The organism is Exiguobacterium sp. PHA03 (assembly GCF_041945985.1).
Lineage (GTDB): Bacteria > Bacillota > Bacilli > Exiguobacteriales > Exiguobacteriaceae > Exiguobacterium_A.
Genome location: NZ_JAUTYQ010000001.1, coordinates 855,929 through 878,534 on the forward strand (window position 1 = coordinate 855,929; position 22,606 = coordinate 878,534).

27 protein-coding genes are annotated in these 22,606 nt (G+C 49.3%); 15 read left to right on the forward strand and 12 right to left on the reverse strand.

Annotation, left to right across the window (positions count from 1 at the left end; translation table 11 throughout):
- The first annotated feature begins 84 nt into the window (after window positions 1-84).
- The 10 genes from Q7C19_RS04560 to Q7C19_RS04605 all read left to right on the forward strand — a co-directional run bounded on the left by Q7C19_RS04560 (window position 85) and on the right by Q7C19_RS04605 (window position 9,948).
- The gene (locus tag Q7C19_RS04560; RefSeq protein WP_214853766.1) at window positions 85-570 is read left to right on the forward strand and encodes a GNAT family N-acetyltransferase; all 486 of its coding nucleotides are present in this window, start codon (window positions 85-87) and stop codon (window positions 568-570) included.
- Window positions 571-643: 73 nt separating this feature from the next.
- A complete protein-coding gene (locus Q7C19_RS04565) occupies window positions 644-1,693 on the forward strand; it encodes an oxidoreductase (protein WP_375091750.1) in 1,050 nt (349 codons plus the stop codon).
- A gap of 183 nt (window positions 1,694-1,876) precedes the next feature.
- Window positions 1,877-2,953, forward strand: a complete 1,077-nt coding sequence (locus Q7C19_RS04570; RefSeq protein ID WP_290750378.1) for a C39 family peptidase — start codon at window positions 1,877-1,879, stop codon at window positions 2,951-2,953.
- A gap of 139 nt (window positions 2,954-3,092) precedes the next feature.
- Window positions 3,093-4,796 (forward strand): DUF2339 domain-containing protein, encoded by a 1,704-nt coding sequence (locus Q7C19_RS04575; RefSeq protein ID WP_290750382.1) that lies wholly within the window; start codon window positions 3,093-3,095, stop codon window positions 4,794-4,796.
- A gap of 134 nt (window positions 4,797-4,930) precedes the next feature.
- A complete protein-coding gene (efeO, locus tag Q7C19_RS04580) occupies window positions 4,931-5,749 on the forward strand; it encodes an iron uptake system protein EfeO (protein ID WP_035407998.1) in 819 nt (272 codons plus the stop codon).
- 2 nt (window positions 5,750-5,751) lie between these two features.
- Window positions 5,752-6,984: an iron uptake transporter deferrochelatase/peroxidase subunit gene (gene efeB / locus Q7C19_RS04585; protein WP_369792028.1), complete on the forward strand. Its 1,233-nt coding sequence runs from the start codon at window positions 5,752-5,754 to the stop codon at window positions 6,982-6,984.
- Window positions 6,968-8,641, forward strand: a complete 1,674-nt coding sequence (locus Q7C19_RS04590) for an FTR1 family iron permease (RefSeq protein WP_375092146.1) — start codon at window positions 6,968-6,970, stop codon at window positions 8,639-8,641. The genes efeB and Q7C19_RS04590 overlap by 17 nt, the downstream gene beginning before the upstream one ends.
- Window positions 8,642-8,727: 86 nt before the next feature.
- On the forward strand, window positions 8,728-9,189 hold the full coding sequence (locus tag Q7C19_RS04595; RefSeq protein ID WP_035407992.1) for a YflT domain-containing protein: 462 nt from the start codon (window positions 8,728-8,730) through the stop codon (window positions 9,187-9,189).
- A 94-nt stretch (window positions 9,190-9,283) separates the two neighbouring features.
- The gene (locus Q7C19_RS04600; protein ID WP_035407990.1) at window positions 9,284-9,649 is read left to right on the forward strand and encodes a YciI family protein; all 366 of its coding nucleotides are present in this window, start codon (window positions 9,284-9,286) and stop codon (window positions 9,647-9,649) included.
- Window positions 9,646-9,948, forward strand: a complete 303-nt coding sequence (locus tag Q7C19_RS04605) for a putative quinol monooxygenase (RefSeq protein WP_214853777.1) — start codon at window positions 9,646-9,648, stop codon at window positions 9,946-9,948. Before Q7C19_RS04600 ends, Q7C19_RS04605 begins: the two co-directional genes overlap by 4 nt.
- A gap of 40 nt (window positions 9,949-9,988) precedes the next feature.
- Here Q7C19_RS04605 and Q7C19_RS04610 read toward each other — a convergent pair whose 3' ends face one another.
- Together Q7C19_RS04610 and Q7C19_RS04615 are read right to left on the reverse strand one after the other, a co-directional pair.
- The gene (locus tag Q7C19_RS04610) at window positions 9,989-10,306 is read right to left on the reverse strand and encodes a hypothetical protein (protein ID WP_290750393.1); all 318 of its coding nucleotides are present in this window, start codon (window positions 10,304-10,306) and stop codon (window positions 9,989-9,991) included.
- 79 nt (window positions 10,307-10,385) lie between these two features.
- The gene (locus Q7C19_RS04615; RefSeq protein ID WP_375091751.1) at window positions 10,386-10,922 is read right to left on the reverse strand and encodes a flavodoxin family protein; all 537 of its coding nucleotides are present in this window, start codon (window positions 10,920-10,922) and stop codon (window positions 10,386-10,388) included.
- Between the two features lie 145 nt (window positions 10,923-11,067).
- On the opposite strand from Q7C19_RS04615, the gene Q7C19_RS04620 reads away from it, so the two are divergent.
- Window positions 11,068-11,736 (forward strand): hypothetical protein, encoded by a 669-nt coding sequence (locus Q7C19_RS04620; protein ID WP_375091752.1) that lies wholly within the window; start codon window positions 11,068-11,070, stop codon window positions 11,734-11,736.
- On the opposite strand, the gene Q7C19_RS04625 is transcribed toward Q7C19_RS04620, so the two are convergent.
- Window positions 11,724-12,575 (reverse strand): alpha/beta fold hydrolase, encoded by an 852-nt coding sequence (locus tag Q7C19_RS04625; protein WP_375091753.1) that lies wholly within the window; start codon window positions 12,573-12,575, stop codon window positions 11,724-11,726. The two genes, Q7C19_RS04620 and Q7C19_RS04625, sit on opposite strands and share 13 nt — an antisense overlap.
- Before the next feature lie 113 nt (window positions 12,576-12,688).
- On the opposite strand from Q7C19_RS04625, the gene Q7C19_RS04630 reads away from it, so the two are divergent.
- The 3 genes from Q7C19_RS04630 to Q7C19_RS04640 all read left to right on the forward strand — a co-directional run bounded on the left by Q7C19_RS04630 (window position 12,689) and on the right by Q7C19_RS04640 (window position 15,018).
- On the forward strand, window positions 12,689-13,693 hold the full coding sequence (locus Q7C19_RS04630; protein ID WP_290783857.1) for a helix-turn-helix transcriptional regulator: 1,005 nt from the start codon (window positions 12,689-12,691) through the stop codon (window positions 13,691-13,693).
- A gap of 154 nt (window positions 13,694-13,847) precedes the next feature.
- Window positions 13,848-14,174 (forward strand): hypothetical protein, encoded by a 327-nt coding sequence (locus Q7C19_RS04635; protein ID WP_214853793.1) that lies wholly within the window; start codon window positions 13,848-13,850, stop codon window positions 14,172-14,174.
- A gap of 313 nt (window positions 14,175-14,487) precedes the next feature.
- A complete protein-coding gene (locus Q7C19_RS04640) occupies window positions 14,488-15,018 on the forward strand; it encodes a hypothetical protein (RefSeq protein WP_375091754.1) in 531 nt (176 codons plus the stop codon).
- A 245-nt stretch (window positions 15,019-15,263) separates the two neighbouring features.
- Here Q7C19_RS04640 and Q7C19_RS04645 read toward each other — a convergent pair whose 3' ends face one another.
- Genes Q7C19_RS04645 through Q7C19_RS04655 form a run of 3 tightly spaced genes read right to left on the reverse strand, consistent with a single transcriptional unit; the run spans window position 15,264 to window position 18,192 of the window.
- Entirely contained in the window at window positions 15,264-16,238 is a 975-nt protein-coding gene (locus tag Q7C19_RS04645) for a hypothetical protein (RefSeq protein WP_375091755.1), read from the reverse strand.
- Window positions 16,235-17,281 (reverse strand): DUF58 domain-containing protein, encoded by a 1,047-nt coding sequence (locus Q7C19_RS04650; protein ID WP_375091756.1) that lies wholly within the window; start codon window positions 17,279-17,281, stop codon window positions 16,235-16,237. Before Q7C19_RS04650 ends, Q7C19_RS04645 begins: the two co-directional genes overlap by 4 nt.
- Window positions 17,282-17,283: 2 nt before the next feature.
- Complete coding sequence (locus tag Q7C19_RS04655; protein ID WP_375091757.1) at window positions 17,284-18,192, reverse strand: AAA family ATPase; 909 nt, start codon at window positions 18,190-18,192, stop codon at window positions 17,284-17,286.
- A 223-nt stretch (window positions 18,193-18,415) separates the two neighbouring features.
- Here Q7C19_RS04655 and Q7C19_RS04660 point away from each other — a divergent pair, with 223 nt between their 5' ends.
- On the forward strand, window positions 18,416-18,643 hold the full coding sequence (locus Q7C19_RS04660; protein WP_312086695.1) for a hypothetical protein: 228 nt from the start codon (window positions 18,416-18,418) through the stop codon (window positions 18,641-18,643).
- 33 nt (window positions 18,644-18,676) lie between these two features.
- On the opposite strand, the gene Q7C19_RS04665 is transcribed toward Q7C19_RS04660, so the two are convergent.
- From Q7C19_RS04665 to Q7C19_RS04690, 6 genes are all read right to left on the reverse strand, one after another.
- The gene (locus Q7C19_RS04665; protein WP_290750423.1) at window positions 18,677-18,892 is read right to left on the reverse strand and encodes a DUF3006 domain-containing protein; all 216 of its coding nucleotides are present in this window, start codon (window positions 18,890-18,892) and stop codon (window positions 18,677-18,679) included.
- A gap of 21 nt (window positions 18,893-18,913) precedes the next feature.
- A complete protein-coding gene (locus tag Q7C19_RS04670) occupies window positions 18,914-19,774 on the reverse strand; it encodes a ComEC/Rec2 family competence protein (RefSeq protein WP_483867428.1) in 861 nt (286 codons plus the stop codon).
- Window positions 19,771-20,322, reverse strand: coding sequence for a histidine phosphatase family protein (locus Q7C19_RS04675; protein ID WP_035407960.1), 552 nt, complete (start codon window positions 20,320-20,322; stop codon window positions 19,771-19,773). The genes Q7C19_RS04670 and Q7C19_RS04675 overlap by 4 nt, the downstream gene beginning before the upstream one ends.
- Before the next feature lie 46 nt (window positions 20,323-20,368).
- Complete coding sequence (locus Q7C19_RS04680) at window positions 20,369-21,163, reverse strand: DUF3307 domain-containing protein (RefSeq protein WP_375091759.1); 795 nt, start codon at window positions 21,161-21,163, stop codon at window positions 20,369-20,371.
- Window positions 21,160-21,807, reverse strand: coding sequence for a hypothetical protein (locus tag Q7C19_RS04685; RefSeq protein WP_035407956.1), 648 nt, complete (start codon window positions 21,805-21,807; stop codon window positions 21,160-21,162). Before Q7C19_RS04685 ends, Q7C19_RS04680 begins: the two co-directional genes overlap by 4 nt.
- Before the next feature lie 286 nt (window positions 21,808-22,093).
- Window positions 22,094-22,564: an NUDIX domain-containing protein gene (locus Q7C19_RS04690; RefSeq protein ID WP_230088538.1), complete on the reverse strand. Its 471-nt coding sequence runs from the start codon at window positions 22,562-22,564 to the stop codon at window positions 22,094-22,096.
- Window positions 22,565-22,606: the final 42 nt, after the last annotated feature.

Here is a 22,606-nt window from a genome sequence, read left to right on the forward strand (position 1 = left end):
ATGAAATCTTGAAGCAAAAAGGTTTTCTTCTCGCTTCGCATTCGTTAGGATAGAGAAGAATTTTTTTGTAACAGGAGGAATAACATGATACGACAAGCTACATCAAAAGACGTTCGAAACATCGCAACCCTACTTGAGCAAAAAGCGCTCTCCCTTAAAGCTGGTGGCAGTAGCCAGTGGTCAGCTTATCTTGAGCAAGACATCGAGCAACTCGTCGTGCGAGATTTAGAAGCCGGTCGCCTGTATGTCTTTGAGGATCAGAACGAGCTGCTTGGTTCCGTTGCCCTGCTTCCTTCGCTCGAATGGGATCAATCCTTGTGGGATGATGTAGAAGGTCTGTATATCCATCGAATCGTCGTCAGCGACCGCGCAAAAGGACGTGGAGTCGGTCGGAAACTGCTGGAACATGCGATTGCTGTGACAGAGGACGAAGGGGAAATCCTACGACTCGACTGTGTCGCTTCAAACGAGTTTCTCAATGCGTATTACACGTCATTCGGCTTCGTCTATCAAGGAACACGGGACGGGTTCGCGATTTACGAGTATGAACGCATCGAAGCGACGGCCTGAAGCGGTTCAATCAAGACAACGGTCGTTTCGTTTGGTATGGTAAGAGAAAAAGAACGGTTCAAGGAGTGATCGGATGCGATTGAATATCGGCTTCATCGGCTTTGGCAAAAGTACGACCCGTTACCATTTACCGTACGTGATGATCGAGGACAACTATCACGTCACCTGGATTTACAATCGGAAGGAAAAACCGGAGCTGTTCGCGTCCTATCAGGATCGACTGCCAGATGCACGTTTTACGACGGATGTGTCTGAGATGCTCGCTGACCCGGCACTTGATGTCGTCGTCATCAATACACCACCGACTACCCATTTCGAATACGCGTTGCTCGCCTTGCAACATCAAAAGCACGTTCTCGTCGAAAAGCCATTTACGGTGACGGAAGAGGAGACGAAGCGTTTATTTGCGGAAGCACATGCGCAAGGCGTCAAAATTCTCGCTTATCAAAACCGCCGTTACGACAGCGACTTCCAAGTCGTCGCCCAAATCATCCGTTCCGGAAAACTCGGACGACTTGTCGAAGTCGTCTCGCAGTTTGATTTGTTTCGTCCCGAAGCAGCGTCAGCTGATGCGCGCCATGAGAACGGCGCACTCTACGGACTCGGTGTTCATACGCTTGACCAAATCATCGCCTTATTCGGAAAACCGGACAAGGTCGCCTTTGATGTGCGCAGTGTTCGACTGCCGCATAATCCAGACGACGCGTTTGCGATTGATCTCTATTATCCGGAGCTCAAGGTCAGCGTCCGGACGAGTCATGTCGCACTTGCCCCGGCACCCCGGTGGATGTTACACGGCACGAACGGCACGTTCATCAAACAACACGTCGACCGGCAAGAGCTCGACCTGAAAGCGAACTACTTCCCGGGAGAAGAGGGGTTCGGTGAGGATTCAGAAGACGATTATGGGCGTTTGATTTATCATGATGAACACGGTCACTTACAAGACGTCCGGATTCCGAGTCCCGTCGGTGATTACGGCAAGCTGTACCGTGCCTTTTACCGCAGTATCGTCGAAGATGCACCGCTTCCGGTGAAAGAAGAAGATACCTTGTTTGTTGCCCACCTGCTCGAACAAGCTTTTGCGCAACCGTCACCTTATATCTTGACGATCCAAAATTAAATTTTAATTTGATTGCAGGTTGATGACAACTCGACTGTGCCCATAGGCATGGTCGGGTTTTTTTGATATAAAGAACAGGTGCATTCCTTATTTTTCAGATTTTTCTAAAGAAATGTTGATTATTTTTTCAAAAAGTTGGGAATAAGGGAATGTCTCACCAAATTTAAACATAGGGGGTCTATCATGAAACGATTCTTATCCGCATTGCTCGTAGCGGTTGTCATCGTTGGCGTACTCAGCCCTTCGTTGATCGCTGAGGCCGCGACGAAGTTGACCGTGACGACGGATGTCTTACGCGTCCGCGAGAAACCGTCGACATCGAGTAAGATTCTCGGTAATGTCTACAAAGGGAACGTCTACACATCAAAGGGAACGTCCGGCAGCTGGTATAAAATCAGCTACAAATCCCGCACAGGCTACATACACAAGAACTACGTCAAATCGTCTTCGTCGAAATATACGTCGACAGGAACGAAGTATACGACGGTCGGCACACTCAACGTCCGGACGGGTGCTGGAACGAAGTATAAAGTCGTAGGACAGCTGAATAAAGGGGTTGCCGTTGCGACATACGGCACGTCAGGGAGCTGGACACGGATTCTCTACAAGGGAAGCTACCGCTATATCTCGACGCAGTACGTTTCGAAGTCAAAACCATCGACGACGACGAAGAAGCTGAACGTCCCATACTACAATCAATATTCACTCGGATATCCGTCTGGTTGTGAGTTCGTCTCACTGAAGATGGCACTCGAATACAAGAAAAAAGCCGTTTCTGCTGCGTCACTCTATAATCAAATGCCGAAAAGCATGAAGAACGCGACGTATAAGAACGGGAAGTATTACTGGGCAGATCCACAAAAGATGTTCACAGGTAATCCAGCCGGAACGCTCGACTACTACAAGAACTGGGGCATCTATCCGAAAGGGATCCTACCACTTGCGAAAAAATACCGCAGTGGTGCCGTTGATATCTCAAAACAAGGCGTCTCGAAAATTGAGAGTGAGATTCGTAGCGGTAACCCGGTCATCGTCTGGGCAACGGTCGATTTCAAAAATCCATACGGTTACTTCTCTTGGATTAAACCAGACGGTAAAACATTCACAGGGTACCGTAATTATCATGTCATGCTTGTGACGGGTGTCTCGAGCGGTTCGTTCTACGTTTCAGATCCATATCGTGGCAAGTATAGTGTCAGTCGTTCGCAGTTCACGTCCGTCTTCAATCAGACAGGACAATATGCGTTATCTGTTCGTTAAATCCTCATCCGGTCGCCCCGACGCGACCGGATTTTTGTCATTTTCAGGCATATTGATACGAAAACTACTGTAAAATGAAGGAGTTCACCTGCTAGGTGTGTAAAAGAATGACAATGTATCCATGAAAGGAAGTGAAGAGATGGAAGATCCACGGATCACGCGTCTCGAGCAGGAGGTCGCGGCGTTACGACAACGAGTGGCTGCCCTTGAAGGACAGCACACTTCGCCTGTCGCCCCTGAACCGAGCGAACCAGAAGTGAGCACGGTCGCTCGCCCAGCCCCGCGTCCTGCCTTTACGAAACGAAAGCCGGTTGTTCCTCAACCAACATTTAAGGAAAAGCGCTCCCGCGAAGACTGGGAACAGGTCATCGCAACTGTCTGGTTACCCCGAATTGGAGCCATATTCGCCGCACTTGGGGCTTTGTTCCTCTTTTCCTACGCCTCGGTTGCCGGTCTGATCAGTCCGCCTGTCCGCATCGGAAGTGGGGTATTGATCGGTTTACTCGTCATCGCCCTTGGAGAATACCAGTATGAGAAGAAACGACGTGAACTTGGGGTCGGGCTCGTCGCGACCGGTACGATCGTCGCCTTGGCAGCACTGTTCGCCGGAATGGCCTTATATCAATTCTATCCACCGTCTTTAGCCTTCTTACTTGAGCTCGTCGTCGTCTTCATCGTGTACGGTTTGATGCTCTGGATGCGATCGCAAGCCTTGCTCGTCCTCGTATCCATCACCGGTTTCTTATTACCGTATCTACAATTATCGGACGACCCGAACTTACCGCTCTTCTTATTGTACGAAGTCGTCTTGTTCGCAGCGATCTTCTTTGCGGTTGACCGACTGAAGGCCAAAAAAGCGTTCGTCTTCGCTTGGGTGATCTTTACGATCGCACTCGCGTTCGGTCTACTCTCGTTAGAGCTCTACTGGCTTGATGAACAGGTACCACGACTTGATGAATGGTCTCTCTTACTTGCGACATTCTTCGGCTACGGTGCGACTTCCTTCGTCGGAAAACGGATTCAGTTTGAGAAGAACGTCCCAAGTTGGCTCGCTGGGGGTGTCGTCTTACTGACGTTACTGATCCTTGACTGGTCGTTCGGTACACTGATCGCGATTCTGTTCGCTGGCACTGCCTACCTGCTCGCTGAACGATTGAAGGATTCCGCTCAAAACGGTGTCGGTCACGTCGCCTTACTCGTCGCCGTCCTCTTGATTCCGGCAGATGCCCTCAGCTGGACGTATCAACTGCGCTACTTTTTGATTGCTGGATTAATCGCTGCATTCTGGTTCGTTCCACGAGCGCGGATGCCACACCAACGGTTATTTAACGTCGGATTGTATGTCGTCTTCATCTTCTCGGCTGTCGTTGACTATGAAACCTATCAAAACCTAGGTTTATCCTACGCCTTGACCGTTCTAGCGATGGTCCTAGCTTCGACGGCGTTCGTCTTACTCCTCGTTCAGACACATCGTGATCCGGGTTGGAAAGGGTCGTGGCAACTCGTACTTGTCCTAGCGGCGATCGGTGTTTTTACGACCTACACGTTGATCATCATGGAGTTACCGTTCTATCGCGGTCTTGAAGAGACAGCGCGTAGTACGACGTTATCCGCGGCTTATATCGTCCTTGCCCTCGTGCTCGTCGCGATCGGTCGGATGCGGACGTCGTCGACATGGCGGTTATCCGGGTTGTTGCTCCTGACGATCAGTGCCGTCAAGCTTTTATTGTTTGACTTGTCATTCCTCACCTTGTTCCAAAAAGCGTTCGTCTTCATTGGCTTTGGGATTGTCACGTTCATAATTTCACGGACCTATTTCAAAAAACGAAAAAAAAATACCTGACAAAGCGCTTGGATTGGTCAAAAATGACTAATTCAAGCTTTTTTTATTACGCAAAAATTTTTATTGATAACGATTATCATTGTCGTCTATACTGATGAAGGAACTGACTTAACCATTTACAGGGGGAACGATAGATGAAACAAGCATTGTTGATGACAGGCGCACTCGCGGTCGTCTTAGCGGGTTGTAGTGAAGCCAAACAAGCGGAGAAACCAGCACCGAAAAAGGAGAATTTCGATCAGGTCGTCACCGATTACCGGACGTATGCAATCAATGAAATCGATACGTTCGTTCGTGAGACAGAAAAATTCACCGATGCCGTTCAAGCGGGCAAACTGGAAGAAGCGAAAGCATTGTACGCACCGACGCGGATGTATTACGAACGCGCGGAACCGATCGCGGAAGTGTTCGGTGATCTCGATCCGAAAATCGATGCGCGAGCAGGCGATGTCAAAGCGTCGGAGTGGGGTGGCTACCACCGGATCGAACAAGGGTTGTTTGAAAAGGGAACGACAAAAGGCTATGAAGCGTACGCGAAGCAATTGATGAAAGACGTTCATTTACTGCGGGCGAAGGTCGAGACGGTCGAGGTGACACCGGAATTACTCGTCACGGGGGCGACGGATCTATTAAACGAAGTCTCGACGTCAAAAGTGACAGGCGAAGAAGACCGTTATTCACATACGGACTTATATGACTTCGCAGCAAACGTCGAGGGGGCTGAAAAAATCTATGACTTGTTGAACCCGGCGCTGAAGAAACAAGATGCGACGTTATCAAAAGAGATCGCTGCTCGCTTCAAGGATGTCCATGCATTACTTGACGCGAAGAAAAAGGGTGACGGGTATGTCCTCTACACGAGTCTCTCGAAACAAGACGTCAAACAGATGAGTGTCGCAATCAATGAACTCGCGGAACCGCTCTCGAAGATGGGCATCGTACTGGAGGGATAAGCATGAAACCAATACAAGAAGGCGTCACGCGACGGGATGTCCTGAAGGTCGCAGGCTTGACGAGTCTCGGGGCCGCCCTGTATGCCAGTGGTCTTGAGAAGTTTCTTCCGCGGACATTAACTGTTGAAGCAAGTGATCAAGAGCCGTTCTACGGGACGTATCAAGCAGGCATTTTGACACCACCACAAAACCACGTCCAAGTCGTAGCGTTTGATATCAAGACGGAGCGACGCGATGAACTCGTTGATTTATTAAAACGCTGGACACGGTTATGTGCCCGACTTGCGGCTGGGTTACCATATGGCGATTCCGACTCCCGTTACGTCCCACCGGAAGATACGGGGGAAGCGGACGGATTATCTGCCGGTCATTTGACGTTTACGTTCGGGTGCGGTCCAAGTCTATTTGACGGTCGCTTTGGTATTCAGCATAAACGACCGGAGGCGCTTAAACCGTTGCCGACGTTCGATCTCGATCGTTTAGATGAAAAATGGGGCGGAGGTGATCTTGTCGTTCAAGTTTGCGGTGATGATGCGCAAGTCGTCTTCCATGCAATTCGTAACCTCGTCCGTGTTGGGCGCGGAACGGTCGCGATGCGATGGTCGCAAGCTGGCTTCCAGCGCAGTAAAGCAGCAGATGCCTCTGGCGGGACGCCGCGCAATCTATTCGGCTTCAAGGATGGCACGGGAAATCCCGACGTCTCGAAGCAACAAGTCCGGAAAGAATCGCTCTTTTGTCAGTGGCAGGACGGGACGCCGTGGTTAACGAACGGCTCGTTCCTCGTCGTCCGCCGCATTCAGATGCATCTCGAAGTTTGGGACCGGACGATCCTGAAGGAACAGGAACGGACTTTCGGACGCGAACGTGCTTCCGGGGCACCGCTCGGCTCAACAGACGAGTTCGCTTCCGTCACCCCAGCGAAACGACAAGCTCGTGGCGAAGCTGCCTTACCGGTTGACTCGCATACCGCTGTCGCGCATGGAGACGGGAAGACAGCGATCCTACGCCGTTCCTACTCTTATCAAGACGGCATTGATGAGAAGACAGGTGCCCTCGATGCTGGACTACTCTTTTTATCGTATCAGCGTTCGCCAAAACAATTCATCGCGATTCAGCGCCGTCTTGCCGCGCAGGATCGACTGAATGAATACATCACGCACCGTGGAAGTGCCATTTTCGCCTGCTTCGGTGGGATCTCGAAAGGAGGCTACATCGGTGATGCGTTATTTGCGTAATCTTGTCCTTTTACTTGTACTCCTTGTAGCTGGTCAACACGCGGTGCCTGTCCATGCTGCTTCGACGGATGATCTCTATGTCGCAATCGGACAAGCTCTGTCTGCCGTCGCAAGTGAAGATCGCACGGCACTGAATCAAGCCATCGATGAATTAGGGCAAGCTGCTCAAGATTTACCTGATCAACAAGCGGCAATCACGAAAGCCGTCAAACAGGTCGATGCAAAACGATCGGCAACGTTTCCTGAAGTCCGCGAGCAACTGACGGCACTCTCTGCTGCCGTTCGGAAGCAGGAAGAAGCCACGAAACCGAAGACAGATCCGGTTGCGAAAGCAAAGGTGAAGCAATTGCTTTCGTTGACAAAAGAGATGCGTCAAGTCAAAGTGAGCGATCGTCCGGCAGCGGAACAACGATTGTTGACCGCTTGGGCAACGCACGAAAGTCTTGTCCGTAATGACAGTATCGGTCACTATGGCAACATCGAGATGGCGCTTGCGTCGATTCGGATCGCCGCGGCGCGAAAGCCTGCGGATACGAAGGAGTGGAAGTCGGCACTTGATCAATTCGACAATGCAGTCCAGTCCTTCCTCGACGGAGAACAAGTCCAAGCGAAGAAAACAGGACTGCAGTCACTGCTGACACCGCTTGAAGAGGCGCAGACCGCGCTTGCAGCAAGTGATTTGCCGCAAGCGAAGCTGGCACTCGAATCGTTTCTGAAGACCTGGCCGCGAGCCGAAGGTGAGGTCCGGACACGAAATGAAGGTCTCTATTCCCAGCTTGAATCAGACGTACCACTGCTACTTGCTCGGCTGACGCCGGAAACTCGGCAAAAGACGGCACAAAAACTCCAGTCGTTCGAGAATGCTATTGCACAATTACAAACAAAGACGCATTATACGTTCATCGACGCGATGCTCGTGATGCTCCGGGAAGGTTTGGAAGCATTATTAATCGTCAGTGCACTTGTTGCCTTCGCACGGAAAAGCCGAACCAAACAAGAAGGTAAGGTCTGGGCAGGTGCCGGGCTTGGTCTGATCGCAAGTGGTCTGTTAGCCCTCATCCTGCAGACAGTCTTTCAAGCCTCATTCGCAGCAACAGGTCGCGAACAAATCGAGGGTTATACGGGAATCGTCGCGGTCGTCGTCATGCTGTTCGTCGGCTACTGGTTGCACTCGAAAAGCGCCGTCGCGAAACGCAAACACTTTTTGTCGACGCTCTCAACGACGTCCTTGTTCTTCGTCAGTTTCTTGACGATCTTCCGGGAAGGTGCCGAGACGTTGTTATTCTACATCGGAATGGCACCAGCGATGACGAAGACTGCCTTGTTGTCCGGGATTGGTCTTGCAATCGTCATCATCGGACTCGTCTCGTATGCGGTCATCCAGATCGGTGTTCGTTTACCGATCCATCGTTTGTTCCAAGTCGCATCCTGGTTAATTTATCTGATGGCATTCAAGATTCTTGGTACGAGTCTGCACGCGTTGCAGCTGACAAACGTCTTACCGATCCATCCGATCAATGGACTCGGAACCGCCGGCTGGATCGGCTTCTATCCGACGATCGAGACACTCATCCCGCAAGTCGTCCTGATGATTTTGATTGCGATGTTTACGATCTGGCAAAAACGACGCACAGCAGCAATCCAGACGGCTGCTTAATCCATTTTTCAATTTCAGGTTTTAACTATTATGTTTCGGGTATAACTTCTTATCAGCAGCTTGCTGCATGAAGGAGAGGGATTTTTATGCTTGAAACGCGCATCGTACGAAACATGACCGCTGTCGACGCAGAAGTGACGAGCCTTAAATCAAGTGGTTATTCGAATAAACAGATCTATATCTTTGCGAAAGACGAAGAACTCGCGGAACGCATCGCGAACGATACGCAGACGTTACCGTATCGCGTGACGAAGAAGTCGTTCTTCGAGACCTTATTATCAGCCGTCCGGAGTAACCGGAAAGACCGGATCGCTCAGTTGTCCGAGCTTGGTATGACGAAGGATGTCGCCGAGGACCTAGAAGATGAAGTCCGACACGGTCGGATTGTCATCGTTGGTTCGAAGTCTGATTTACTGAATCCAGCGTTTGCGGCATCGTATGTGGCGGATGAAGCAACCGATTATGGTGCTGGCGTCCCGAAACTCGAAGATGAGGAAACGACAACAACATTACCAGCCGATCAAAATGTCAAATTAAAAGATGAATGATACGTAAGCCTCCTGTTTCTCAGTATAGAGACAAGGAGGCTTTTGTTTAACCTTCTCTTGGAAGGGAATGGAAAGGATGAAAGGAGGAAAGATGATGCAATTCTTATATGTTGGCTATTACGATGCAGACCAGATGGATGCTTTATCGAAGGAAGAGATTGACGCCTTGATGTCGCGTTGTGATGCGTTGATGAACACCTTTAATAAACAAGTGAACGTTTTATCAGACTGGCACCCGGGTCTAGCGACACAAGCATTTTACTGGCGAGATGGTGTCGTGCAGACGAATGATGAACCAGATCGCTCGAGTGGGGAGCAAATCGGCAGTTTGATCGTCTTTGAAGCACGTGATTTAGATCATGCGATGGAACTAGCTTTCCTTCATCCGACGACTCAAGTCGCAGAAGGGGAATCTTACGGTTGGCGAGCGGAAGTTCGACCGTTATCAGGTACCTCATGATGTATGGATTATGGACGACATTTACGACTCAAAACGGACAACGCGACAACGTCATTGCCCTGTTGCTTGAAGCTGCGGCTTCTCTTGCGACGCATCCGGGCTGCCTGCACTACATCATCAGCCGTTCTGACGAGCCAGATGTTTTGCATGTTCGCGAAATTTGGACGGATTCGGCTACTCATCAAGCATCCTTAACTTTACCGGTGACGCAGCACTTGATTACGCAAGCGCGTCCGTTACTTGAACATGTTGAACGTGTACTGGAAGATCAACCGCTCGGTGGCAAAGGACTCATATAAATCAAAACCCCTTCTCTCATCGAGAAGGGGTTGAATGCTGTTAGGTTGCTTTCCACTTGATATCGATGACGTCTGACGCTCGTACCATTCGGCGCATACCTGTCGATGTGACGAGTTCAATCGTTCCACGGTCATGAAAAATCGCTTGGATTGAACCGGATACCATATCCAGTTGTTTCAATCGGACGTGGACCGTCTGTCCGGTCCGGACTGCACGTTCCATGATGTGTTGCAAGGAGAGGCGATCACGAACAATCGTCTCTTCGCGAGATTGATACAAATGTTCAAGATGAAGGATATGCTGGCGTGAAGTCAGTTGTTTCCACTTGCGATTCGATCGTTTTTTAGATGCGAACATGGCTGACCACCTCCTGAATTGAGTCGTACGCTAGACAGTCGTGCGCTCTGCTTCAGATAATTCCCTTCAAGATCCGTGCTTAAACACGTGCACCTGACATTTTTTCGCGAAACGCCTCGATGGCCACAATTGCTTCTTGATCGTGTTCGACCTCACCCGGTGCATTCCCTTCGGCAAGAATCGTTGTCTCAAGCGTCGCACCGAGGAACGACGCGATATGCTTGAACTGCGTGACGAGTGCTTGTCCTTTGAGGCGCGGATCGTCTCCACCGACGGCAATCAAGTGGAATCGTTTCCCCGCCATTCGGCTTTTGAAGTCAAGTTCTTCGTCGCGCAGTGACTCGCTGAATCGGTCGATGAATAATTTCATCTTCGTCGACATCGAGTACCAGTAAATCGGCGTGATGAACAGGATGTCATCGTGTTCAAGCATCTCTTCGACGATCCGGCGATAGTCATCGCCAATCGGCAAAAAGCCTCCATGATGACGGCGGTCTTCAATCGGCTGAATCGAGACGTTCGCCAAATCGACAGCAACATGAGGGATGCCTTTCAACGCTTGTTCCCCGAGCCATTCACTGTTTCCTTTGCGTGAGCTACCAAAAATCGTATACATATCGTGCATCTCCTTTTGAATTCGATTGTTTTATTCTATTCCAAACTTCACTGTCAATACACCGATATGCTCACAATTGGTTTTGAATAAGGGTTTTGCGGAAAAAGACAAGAAGACGAAAAACAAATAGGGGAGGAACAGTCGAATGGAGAGAAGTACGCTCATTGCGCTAGAAAAACACTTATATGCCATCCATCTCGAAATGGATGGACTGGCGCGGCTGATTACGAAACAATTGATTCATTTGAGCCAAGTGGCTGCATCCGTCGAACATTTTCGGCGGACGAGCTTTGATATCTATAAAAATCGGACGTCGCTCGAACAGATTCCGTCGCAAGTCTTATATGAGACGGCTCTCGATTACGAAGATTGGCTCGAGGAAGAGTTTGATGAGATTCCTGCTAATTGGCAACTGGCGACGAAAGAAGAAGAGGCACTCGAGCAACTCTGGTGGTTCGAATTCTCACGGATTCTAGCGGAACTCGAAGAATGGCTCAGTCTCTATCTGATTCGCCGAATTCGAGAAGATGTCCGCTATATGCCACCGGTGATCGAGAAGAACGCCTACGCCTTGTCGGAAGATGCCCGACATGTCTTTTGGCGACTTTTGCAACGTTCTGTCGCGAAGCCTTCATCAAAAATCAAGGCCAATCAATTATCGTGCCGAATGGGGATCGCCGAGATCGCCCGCTGTGCCCGGCTCAATCAAGATCGAACACGTCGTGCGATCGGTGAACTGAAGAACCGTGGACTGGTTGCGATCGAGGAGGACGACGAGAAGTTGAAGATGCGGCTTCGGCTTCAAGTCATCTGATTGAAAGCGATGAAGCGTTCAATCATGCGTTCATCCCGACGCGCGGATGGACCAATCCAAATGAGATGACCGGGGCTCTTCGATTCGATGAACTGTGCATGCGGAATGCTTCGTCGAGCGTGTTCGGCGTGTTCGAACGGAACAGCACGGTCTGACTTTGAATGGACGATCAAAACCGGACATGTGATGGCTTCGAGTCGCTCTTGTCCTAAGTCTTGCGTGATATCGAACAACACACCCCGTCCTGGACCATTTTGAAGACCGACCTCATATAACAACGAAGCATCCGTCTCACTGATGCGAGTACGGATTGTTTCGCGTGGTAAAAGACTCGTCATCTCGACCATCCGGACGGCCGCTTCTTCAGGAAACTTCCGAATTTTATCCTTCACATACGCCCAAATCCCCCATTGAATGAACTGTAAGGGACGCTGCAAGACCGGTTGGATGAGTAGGCGATGATAGGGAAGTGAAATCCGATGCGTCATCGCACATGCTAAGACGAGGGCATGAACGCCCGTATCCATTCCGGCAAGGGCGATCGCCGTTGGTCCTCCGGCTGAGATGCCGTAAACGGTATAGTGTTCGATCTGACGGGATGCGAGCCACCCGGCGTAAAATGTCGCGAGCGCCTCTGGATTTTCTGCGAGTTGAAGTGGTGTTCGCCCATACCCCGGACGCGATGGTACGATGACACGATACCCTGCAGCAATCAATTTCTCGACATGGTAGATTTCCCGATAGTCCGACTGCGTCCCATGAATTAAAAGAATGACGGGACCGCTTCCGCTATCCCGGTAATCAAAGCGCTGACCGTTCCATTCTGCTATACAATGCATCCAAATTCTCCTATCTCTTAATATTTACCATTTTATTGTTAATCTAATTTTCTTTTTCATGTATACTGTAAAGTATAACCAAACCATTGTGACTTAGGAAATGAGGATGCGTAGTGTCAAACGAAAAATTAACAAACCGTGACCGCTTACTTGCTGTACGAGAAATCTTCGAACGTCAGTCGGATGAAGATCATACGTTGACGCTTGAGGAATTAAGCATGGAACTCTCAAAACGAGGCTTAATCGAGAAGCTATCCCGAAAATCGTTAAAGGATGATATTGCAGCACTTGCTAAATCAGGCTTCGACGTCGTGGCGGAAGAGACGAAGAATGGACTTGCCATTCCGTATCATCTCGTCAGTCGTCCTTTTGAACATCATCAGCTCCGATTGCTCGTCGATGCCATCGCTAGTGCGAAGTTCATCTCGGAAAGTGAGACAACAGCTCTCGTCAAGACGCTTCAATCCCTGACGAGTGATAAGATGGCGGAGTCACTTCAGCCGGTCCTACATACTGTCAAAAAACCAAAAGGGATGACGTCCCGCTCAATCGATACGATTCAGAAAGCAATCAGCGAAGGTTTCGTCATCAGCTTCCAGTACCAAGGGAAATTCAACGAACGGACGCGAAAGTTCGAGTTACGCAAGGATGGCGAGCATTATCTCGTTTCACCAGCACATCTATTGATGGATAACGGAAATTACTATTTGATCGGAAGAGACGAACGGATCAAAGAGGTTCGAACGTATCGGGTCGATCGAATCGTTGATTGTAAAGCGTTCGAACCGATGGAAGAACCAGTCTATGTCGAGCCAAGTTACTTAAGTAATATGTTCAACATGTATGGAGGAGAGAACGAGCAATTGACGCTTAAATTCCAGGAGAGTCTGATGCCGACCGTCGTTGACCGGTTCGGGACCGATATCCGTTGTCGTCGTCTCGATGACCTCTGGTTCGAGGTTAAGGTCGATGCGCTCTTTTCTGACGGCTTCATGATGTGGCTGATCCAGTTCGGCAACCAAGCAGAAATCATCGCACCTGTCGAACGCCGAGAGGCATTCAAGAATAAAGTAGCGGGTCTTGCGACGATGTACCAAGTCGAAACACCTGCTCTTTAAGAGGTAAAGCAAGGTTCATTTGACCATGGATCTTGCTTTTTTAATTATTGAATAAAAAAATGTCGTTTTTTGTCGGATATTCATATTTGAATATTTTAAGCGAATAGTTCCAGTTACTATTATAGGTATCTGATACTTATGTAGGAGGAACGACATGCAACAGATGGAAAAAAGCCGATCAAACGGGATGCGGAAATTAGGTGCTTTCCTGTTCTTCGTTTGTTTATCCTATACATCTTGGTACTTATTCTCACTTTTTGTCTTTCGTCTCGTGTTACCAGAAGATGTCATGACATCACTCGACATCGTCGCGTTCGGATTCAGTCCGGTTATCGCTCTTGTTGTCACCATCGGATCGCTACGTTTGATCGAACGGCGCATGAAACCTAAATTTACCCCCCTTTTATTCATCGGGTATATGCTTTCAACAAGTGTTTTGATCTATTATTCAGTTGCCTACGCGCTTCTACCCCGACTGTGACTTGCAACTCCCCAGCAATTGGCATATGCTACGCTTATAGCTTGCTAGGTAAGGGGGGATACGATGAACGCACAGTATATCCTCGACTGGATGCCGCTCGTGATTCCTGTCGGTGCCATCGTCTTTATTGTCGTCATTGCGCGTAAGGCTTCAAAAATCGATGCTGAAAAGTAAGAAGACTCCAGCTAGGGAGTCTTTTTTTATCGGGTTCCGTTGACACTTTATTTACGCGATTTCCCTATTGTTCGAAAACATAACGCCACACATTTAATGGTATAAAAAAACTAGGTGAAAGACCTAATATCAGGAAACCATGGATGGACGGATGAGCCAAAGAACCGTCATGACTTTACTTGCACTCAGTCTACTGCTTACGGTGTGTATGTTGAAAAAATCGACGTTGACGCCAAAAGCTAGTACCATCGATCTCACCATCGCTGTCGTCGGAACGGCTCCGGTTCTTACACAATCTCCGGACTTCCACTCAATTGATCTGCAGGAAATCAAAGGAGATTTACGTCAATATGACGCCGTCATGATCATGCCGGAGTACTTACATAAGGCAGCAGGACGTGACTATGCCTCCGTCTACCGGAAAGCACATATTCCATTTTTCTTCATCGGCTCTCAAAAATCCATCGAACCGTTTCTTGATCCGAGTCTCTCCTATGAGGGAAGCATCTCGGTGCCGAATCCGACGTTTGCAGCTGGTATGCTCTATGACGATACGCAAGAGACGACCTGGTTGTTCGGAGAGGGGATCGAACGACCGAATCGTTCGGAGCAACTGAGGATCTATCAATCGATTTTTCAAACGATTGAACAGAGCCACCTGGAAAATTAACGCTTGAAGGAAACTAAACCGAAAGTGTCCGGAAGTGTACTCATTTCTTTTCGCTTCGGTCTGTTTTTCGTCCATCGAAATGTTTTGTTGGCGCTAAGACGATTTCCCGGATATTGACATGTTGTGGTGGCGCGATGGTGGATCAAACCGTCTCTGCGACTGGTGACTTGCGACGACACTACGCAATCAATTGATGCGCACTTAATGCGACAAAAAGCCCTTGCTCCACGAGCAAAGGCTTTTTGTTAACGTTCGATTTGTTCGCGTACTTGACGCCGGAACGTTTGGATATCATAGGCGGGTTCGCTTGTACTGAATTCAATCCCGTCGATTAAACGCGCATTGGATGACGCATCCGGGAACTCAATCCGCATCAACCACTCAAGCGTCGTCTCCTCATGACGTCTTGGGAAGGCTTGTTCAAGTTGCGAAGCAATCTTCAGCAACGGGTGATGACTATAACGTTTTGGAGCATGCGTTCGTACCTGTTTGGAACGTTTGACAGTCTGTTCCATTTCAATCGGAATGACTTTTCGCTTCCGGATGACGTACAGCGTGATTGCAACGAACAATACAGTCACGATTGCCGTCACGATCCAAATCCAATGTGACGTTCCCGCTTGGACCGTTGCTTGTTTGACGTCTTCCACGCTTTTGATGTTTTCAAGTCCCATCGCGCGGTTCGTCATGTTGTCCGCTTTTCGTCCGAGTGGCTCCGTCCAAAGGAAGAGGGAGCCAAATGCTTCAAACAGCGGTCGGATCGAATTCGTCACGGACCCTACGAGTGCTTCCTTCATCAATCGAAATAGACCGGCTAACAGGAGCCCTAACGTCAGCATCAGACCAACTGTTGAGAAGATACGTCGCCATTCTGTCATATAGGTGACGACGAATGGATACGCGACGACAAGGAAGAGGAGCAAAAAGGCACCAAGCGGTGGAGTCACACCTGGGAATAGAATCATCACGCCACCGACGATCAGTCCACTTGCGGCGTAACGCCAAGCTGACTCGACCGTATCAAGAAATGCGGTCCAGGCGACGAAGATAAGAGCTAAAATACAAGCAACCGGAGATAGAATGAACAATAATCCCGCTGCGAGTAGCTGTAGTCCAATCCGAAGCGAGCGGTGCGGCACGAAGGCAAGTGCCGGGAAAACGAGTGCTAGATAGAACGGAACGGGTAACAGACTCGCTAGGAAAATCCACCAGAGAATCATGCGCTCACCCCTTTCTGCCGATGACCGAGATGGATCTCTGCCGTCGTTGACGGAACGCTCCGTTGTAAGCGTTTCGTGAAATAGCGGCGCTCGAGTGGTAAGTCATATTCCGAGATCCGGGCAAGACATTCCATCGTCCGCAGGAACTGATGTTTCCCCGTACCGGACGGGACATGATACCACTGACCCGTTCGATTGACCATCGAGATCCAAAGACTGTAGGAAGCGCCTTGTTTTTCGAGTTCGCGGATGATTGTTGCGGCACGCGATAAGAGTTTCTCGAAGTCAGAGCGGAGGGCGAGCCCGTCTGCTGACAGACCATCGACGATCACGGCATAATCATGATTACGTTTCCGATCATATTGATACGAATACAGTTCGTTTGTCTTTGCATAGGCAGACCAATAGATCGATTTCGCATCTCCGGAATAGGGAACGACTGAATGAAAACTCGAACGATCCGAAAACGGACTCGAACGATCAATCGTCTCACCCGGAATCATCCGCTCGTTCCACTCGACGGACGCTGGTGCGAAGTCCGGGAAGACATGCCCAAGTTCCTGGATGTCGAGCGTGATATAGATCGTCATCAGATGAAACGGATCCGAGATCATGATGTCAAACGATTGAATCCGAATCGTTCCTCGCTGTGCAGCAATGACATCGATTGAAAACGGAACAATCGTCTGTTTACCAACGTACATGTGTTGACGCCAAAACTGACTACTCGCGTCAGGAAGCTTGATTTGATCCCCGAGTAGACCGGAAATCGTAACCCGTCCAAGCGGCAACTTCGTCGGATTCGTCAGCTCGAACGGAATCTGGTTTGCTTCTTCCCGGAAAGCACGGACTGTCTCAAGGAGACGGATGTGAATCCGTTTCGCGACGTATTCAAGATAATACGGCATCACCCAGCCATATATCGTATAGGCGAATAACAAAGCCGCAATCCAGACGGGACCATAGAGTCCGACGATGATCCCGCTCGCGCCCGTCATGGTGAGAATGATGAGGTTAAAAGTCTTTGGTGTGATCAATTGCATGATTACACCTCAGTCGGAACGGTGAGTGAATCGAGAACCTGCTGGACGAGACGTTCGTTCGACAACTTCAACGTCGCTTCGAGTGTCAGGACGAGTCGGTGAGCGAGAAGCGGTGTCGCTAAGTGTTTGACGTCCTCTGGTGTGACGTACGTCCGCTCCTGCATCCAAGCGCGTGCTTTTGCTGCTTTTAAGAGTGCGAGTGTCGCTCGTGGACTCGGCCCGATCTCAACGTCACGATGGGCGCGGAGTGCATCACAGACATCGAGTAAGTAGTTTTCGACGCTGTCTTCGATCGAGACGGCGACGACTTCCTCTTTCCAGTCATTGAGTTGTTCGAGCGGAATCTGTAGTTCGGCTGCTGTTAAGTGCGCTCCACGTAATAATGCCTTCTCCGCCTGACGTGTCAGCGGAGCGAACGACAACTTAAACAAGAAACGGTCGAGTTGGGCATGCGGCAGCGGGAATGTACCGTGTCCATCAAACGGATTTTGTGTCGCGATGACAAGAAAGTGTTGCGGTAACGTATAAGACGTATCGCCGATCGTCACTTGTCCTTCCGCCATTGCCTCGAGCAATGCTGATTGTGTTCGTGGCGTCGTCCGGTTAATTTCATCGACGAGGACGATATTCGCGAATAGCGGACCAAACCGTTGTTCAAACGATCCTGTCAGCGGGTTGAACAGCTCCATCCCAAGTAGATCAGTAGGTAACGTATCCGCTGTACATTGAATACGTGAGAACTTCGCTTCGAGTGTCTGCGCCAGCGCTTTTGCTAGTGTCGTCTTACCGGTCCCCGGACGGTCTTCGAGCAACACATGGCCTTCCGCGAGCAAGCCCATCAATAAATGATCAATCACATCGTCCTGACCAAGGACAGATTGTTTGAGTGATGTCCGTAACGTTTGAAACATGGATGATTCCCCCTTTAAGATACATCGTATTTCTAAAGTGTACGAAAATTCAGAAAAAACTGCTAGTGATTTTCCAGGAATCACGCATAAAGAAATACGTCTATCTTTTATACTACCAGTTTCATCCAAAAGTTTCGTGAAATATCAAAAAATTGAAACAGGATAATGAAGTCACTTAGCGAATAAAATATATAAGGTTGTTAAGAAAAGGGGGAATGGACCCATGAAACACCATACTACGGAATCCGCTACTACTCCAAGCAATCAACATGACATTGCCCATAGTCCGCTCGATGATTACCAACGTATCGTCGCTGGAGGACCCCCGAATCGCCGAGCCTTTGCCGCGATTCGTCGGCTCCCGATCGGGTTACGACTACTCGCTTATACATTAGGTACTTTATTCACAGCAAGCATCCTCACTGGACTCATCATCAGTCTACTTGATTAAAAAAGACTCCCTCAGCGCACCGAGGGAATCCCATCATTCTTCAAAGAGATCATCCATCAGCTCGGTGATCTCTTTTTTACGCTCGTTCGTCTCATTGCGTAAGATCCGAATCGAGCGTCCGCTCCAATCGAGTCGGTCGCCAATCGTCGCTTGGCGCGGTAAACGACTTTTCGGTAACGTGATCGTCTCACGGTCGTCGGTCTCACAAATTGCTAGATCATCTTCAAAATCAGCTACGGTCAATCGCATCTGATACACCTCCGCGTCTAGTTATTCCGGTCGTAAATCAGGCCGGTTCGATTCCTTGATACCGTCACCAGTCGAGATATACTGAATCGTTCCACTTTGATCGGTTCGGTCAATCGTAATCCGTTCTGCCTTCAGTTCTTGTAAGACGGAAGGACGTGGATGACGATAGGCATTGTCCTTTCCGGCTGAGATCAAGGCACGTTTTGGTGATACAGCCTGTAGGAAGGGCAGGGAGGACGATGTGTCTGCCCCGTGATGTCCAAGCTTTAAGACATCAGCACGTACATCGGTGTTTGACTCGAGTAATTGTTGTTCAGTTCGGATCGGCGCGTCGCCCATGAAGAGGAAGCGGTCTTGTCCATGTTCGACCCGGAGGACGGCACTCCAGCTGTTAAGATCCTGTGTCCCGTCTGTTAGAGGAGCAAGGAACGTAAAGCGTGCGGCTTCACTCGGTATTTCAAGACCTGCCTTAACTGACTTGATCGTCACCCCTTCGCGTTTGACGGCAAGGAGGAAATCGCGATACGTCTCCGTCGTATGCGTGACTCGCGGGGCATAGACGCTGTCGACTGGAAAGGCATCGAGGACGGTATCGAGTCCACCGATATGATCGGCGTCCGGATGTGTCGCAATGACCGCTGTTAAACGTTTGATACCCAATTTTTGCAGGTAGCGGACGACATCCTCGCCTTTGCCGTTATTCCCACCATCAATCAAGATCGCATCTTCCTTCGTTCGGATGAACGTGCTATCTCCTTGACCGACGTCAAAACCATAGATTTCCATCTGTCCTGCCGTCGGGGCAGGGGGTTCTTCGTCCCGTGTCGTATAGAAGATGACGATTAAACAGAGTGCTAATAGAATCGTTGATCCCCATTTCAACATGTCGGTTCCTCTTTCTCGAACAGATACAGCATGCCATTGCGCGGATGACCGAACCGTGGTCCGCTGTAACCGCGTCGTTTTAAGGCAGCGCGCATCAGAATCATCATGCCGCCGTGACCGACGAGTAGAACCCGTTCGTCGTCTTCGAACATTAATTGATTTAAGAGCACTTCAATCCGTTCATTCGCATCCTTGATTTCGGCTTGAATTCGTTTACTGAACGGGGCTGCGAATCGACCGAGAACCGCCCAGCCGAGGAACGGTAATCGGAGATTCGACCGAATCGTCGGAAACGGCACTTCACGCAGCAGATCCGTCACGATGATTTCTTGATCATAAACGCTTTGCGCTGTCTGAACGGCACGCGGCATGCTACTGGCATAACAGACTGTCCAGTCAATCTGACCGAGCTCGACCGGTTGAATATCGATCTCTGACGTATCATACCGTTCGATCCATTTTTCAATATCGCTAGCGCTAATCCAGCCTTTCGTCGGGTATCCTTCCGTCACCCGGTGATGCCTGACTAATCCAATTTGTTTCATATGTCGTGCGACGGATAAAACCGTCTCCCTCACTTTCATTCATCGTTTACAAAGCGACACGGATTGCCAGTCCACATAAAATCGCTCCTAAGATACTGAGCAAGCTCCCGATGATGTAATATTCCGCAAAGCGGCGATCTTCAAACTGTTTAAAACGAGCTAATGCCTTCAAGGCAATGATGAAGCCAATGGCTCCAGTTGCATTCGTGACAACGAGCAGGGTGATGATTGCGCGTTCGACGAGACCGATATAACGTCCGATCCCGCTTAATTCCGTCGTATAACTGCGCGCAGAATCTTCGACTTCGTGCGTGACGGTCCGCGAGATGCCGTCTAACTGCTCTTTGCGTGTCACTGTCCGCTCGAAATGCGCTTCAATCAACCGCGGCGCGAATGGTGCGAGCATCAAGGCGATTCCGTGACCGAGTAACTCCGTCGTCACTAAACTAAAGCAAAGAATCCACAGGATCTGCTCTGGTCGCGAGAACGACAACGACCAATCGATCGGAACGAACACCCATGTCAAGGTGATGATGGCAACGATATGTAACGCTTGATCGATCCAGTACGCTACTGCTTGTTTGACGCGGCGTTTGAGCGGGGAAGCATCGAGCAGAGCGTGAAACACGAGAATGCTGCCTCCAAGCCATCCGGCGATGTCGATGGTCAATTCCCCTTGGATGACGAAGAACGCAAGCACAAGTAGCATCAGAGCCGTATGAACGGCAAGATGTTGGAGTAAGATGCGTTGGTGTCGATGTTTCAGTTGTGCCATTCGTTTCGTCTGTAATGGAAAATCAGCAAGTAGATGGACAAGTAAAAGACTAAGTAAGACGGTCACCGAATCGCCTCCCAGACTTGGAATTGCTCCAGTGCCTGGGTCAAGGCAGCTTCAAGTCGCTTCCGTTGCTTACGCTGCGAGCGGGAGACGAGTTTTGCGACATTTACGCGGGCATCTTGTTCCTTGAAGCCCATCTTCAGTCCGATCTCTTCATACGTATCATCCGGATATCGATCCATCAACCGGTGCAGTTCAATCTGACGGTCCGTCTTCCCGAAGTAAGCCGGATACAGCATCTCGAGATAACCGTTCAGCAAGGCAGTGGGTAAGTAGGGCGGTCCAGCAAAAGCAATCCGCGATGGAAGCGTCTTCGCTAATTCCTGTGCTTCGAAAGCATGAATGATCGCACTACCATTGGCTTCTTCAGCCCGCGTCGTCGAAATCGTCTCATATTGACCAAATCCAATCCCGATGTAACCTGGCAATTCTTGATTCAATAAGTGCAGAATGACCGGATAACTAACCGGATAATCCGCGAATACCGCTAGTAAACTATCGCCGGATTTGATTTGAAACGGAACAATACTCAATGGAAATGCTGTATTCAAATCGTTCGCGAGTACACGAAGCGCTTGAAGTAACGCTTCTTTGCTCGGATAATCGCGGGAGCCTTTGACATCAAACGACAAAGCAACAGCTTGCATGACGATTCCTCCAATTCATTTGTTACCACAATGATGGAAACATTTAATTTGTTACCGTTAAAAAGGTAACATTTGCAGTGTTACTGTTATTAGAGTAACAAAGAATAAGGAGGAAGACCAACAGGACGATAGACCGATTTTTACACGACAGTGGGAATGGATGAATCTGACTAAAAGATCTTTTTTTTATTCAAGTTAACATAACAAATATTATCAATAGTTATAAGAATTCGTCTCATAATCAAGGTAAACTTAAGATAGTGAGACAAAACAAAAAAACACGGGATTAACCGTGTTTTCGACAATCATACGGACGTGTCCGTTCCAATCGATGAATCAAACGATCCAAGAATATATGATGGCGGCGTTCGAGTTGCGTGATCCGTTCAAGCGGCAACCACGCGAAATCAAAGAAATCACCGCAATCCTGACCGTCACCAGCAACACAATGCGTCCAGCGGTTCTCTTGGCATTCAATGTGCGCATGATAGAAATACGTGTAATGCACCCGCATTCGCTCCGGATAACGCATCTCTTCTTCGCCGATGTACTGGACGGATGCTAACGAGAGACCACTTTCCTCAAGCGTCTCACGGACAGCCGCTTCTTTTGCGATTTCAGCATCTTCGATCGTACCTGCAGGAATCTGCCAATCACTCTCAGGAGCCGATTGTGGATGAAAAACAAGTAGTTCCCATCCGTTAGGTTTTTCCCGAGTGATATAGATTGCTACTTTTTCGCGACGTCTGAATTTCATCTTCATCACCTCTCCAAGGTCGGCAGATTGCACAACAAGCAG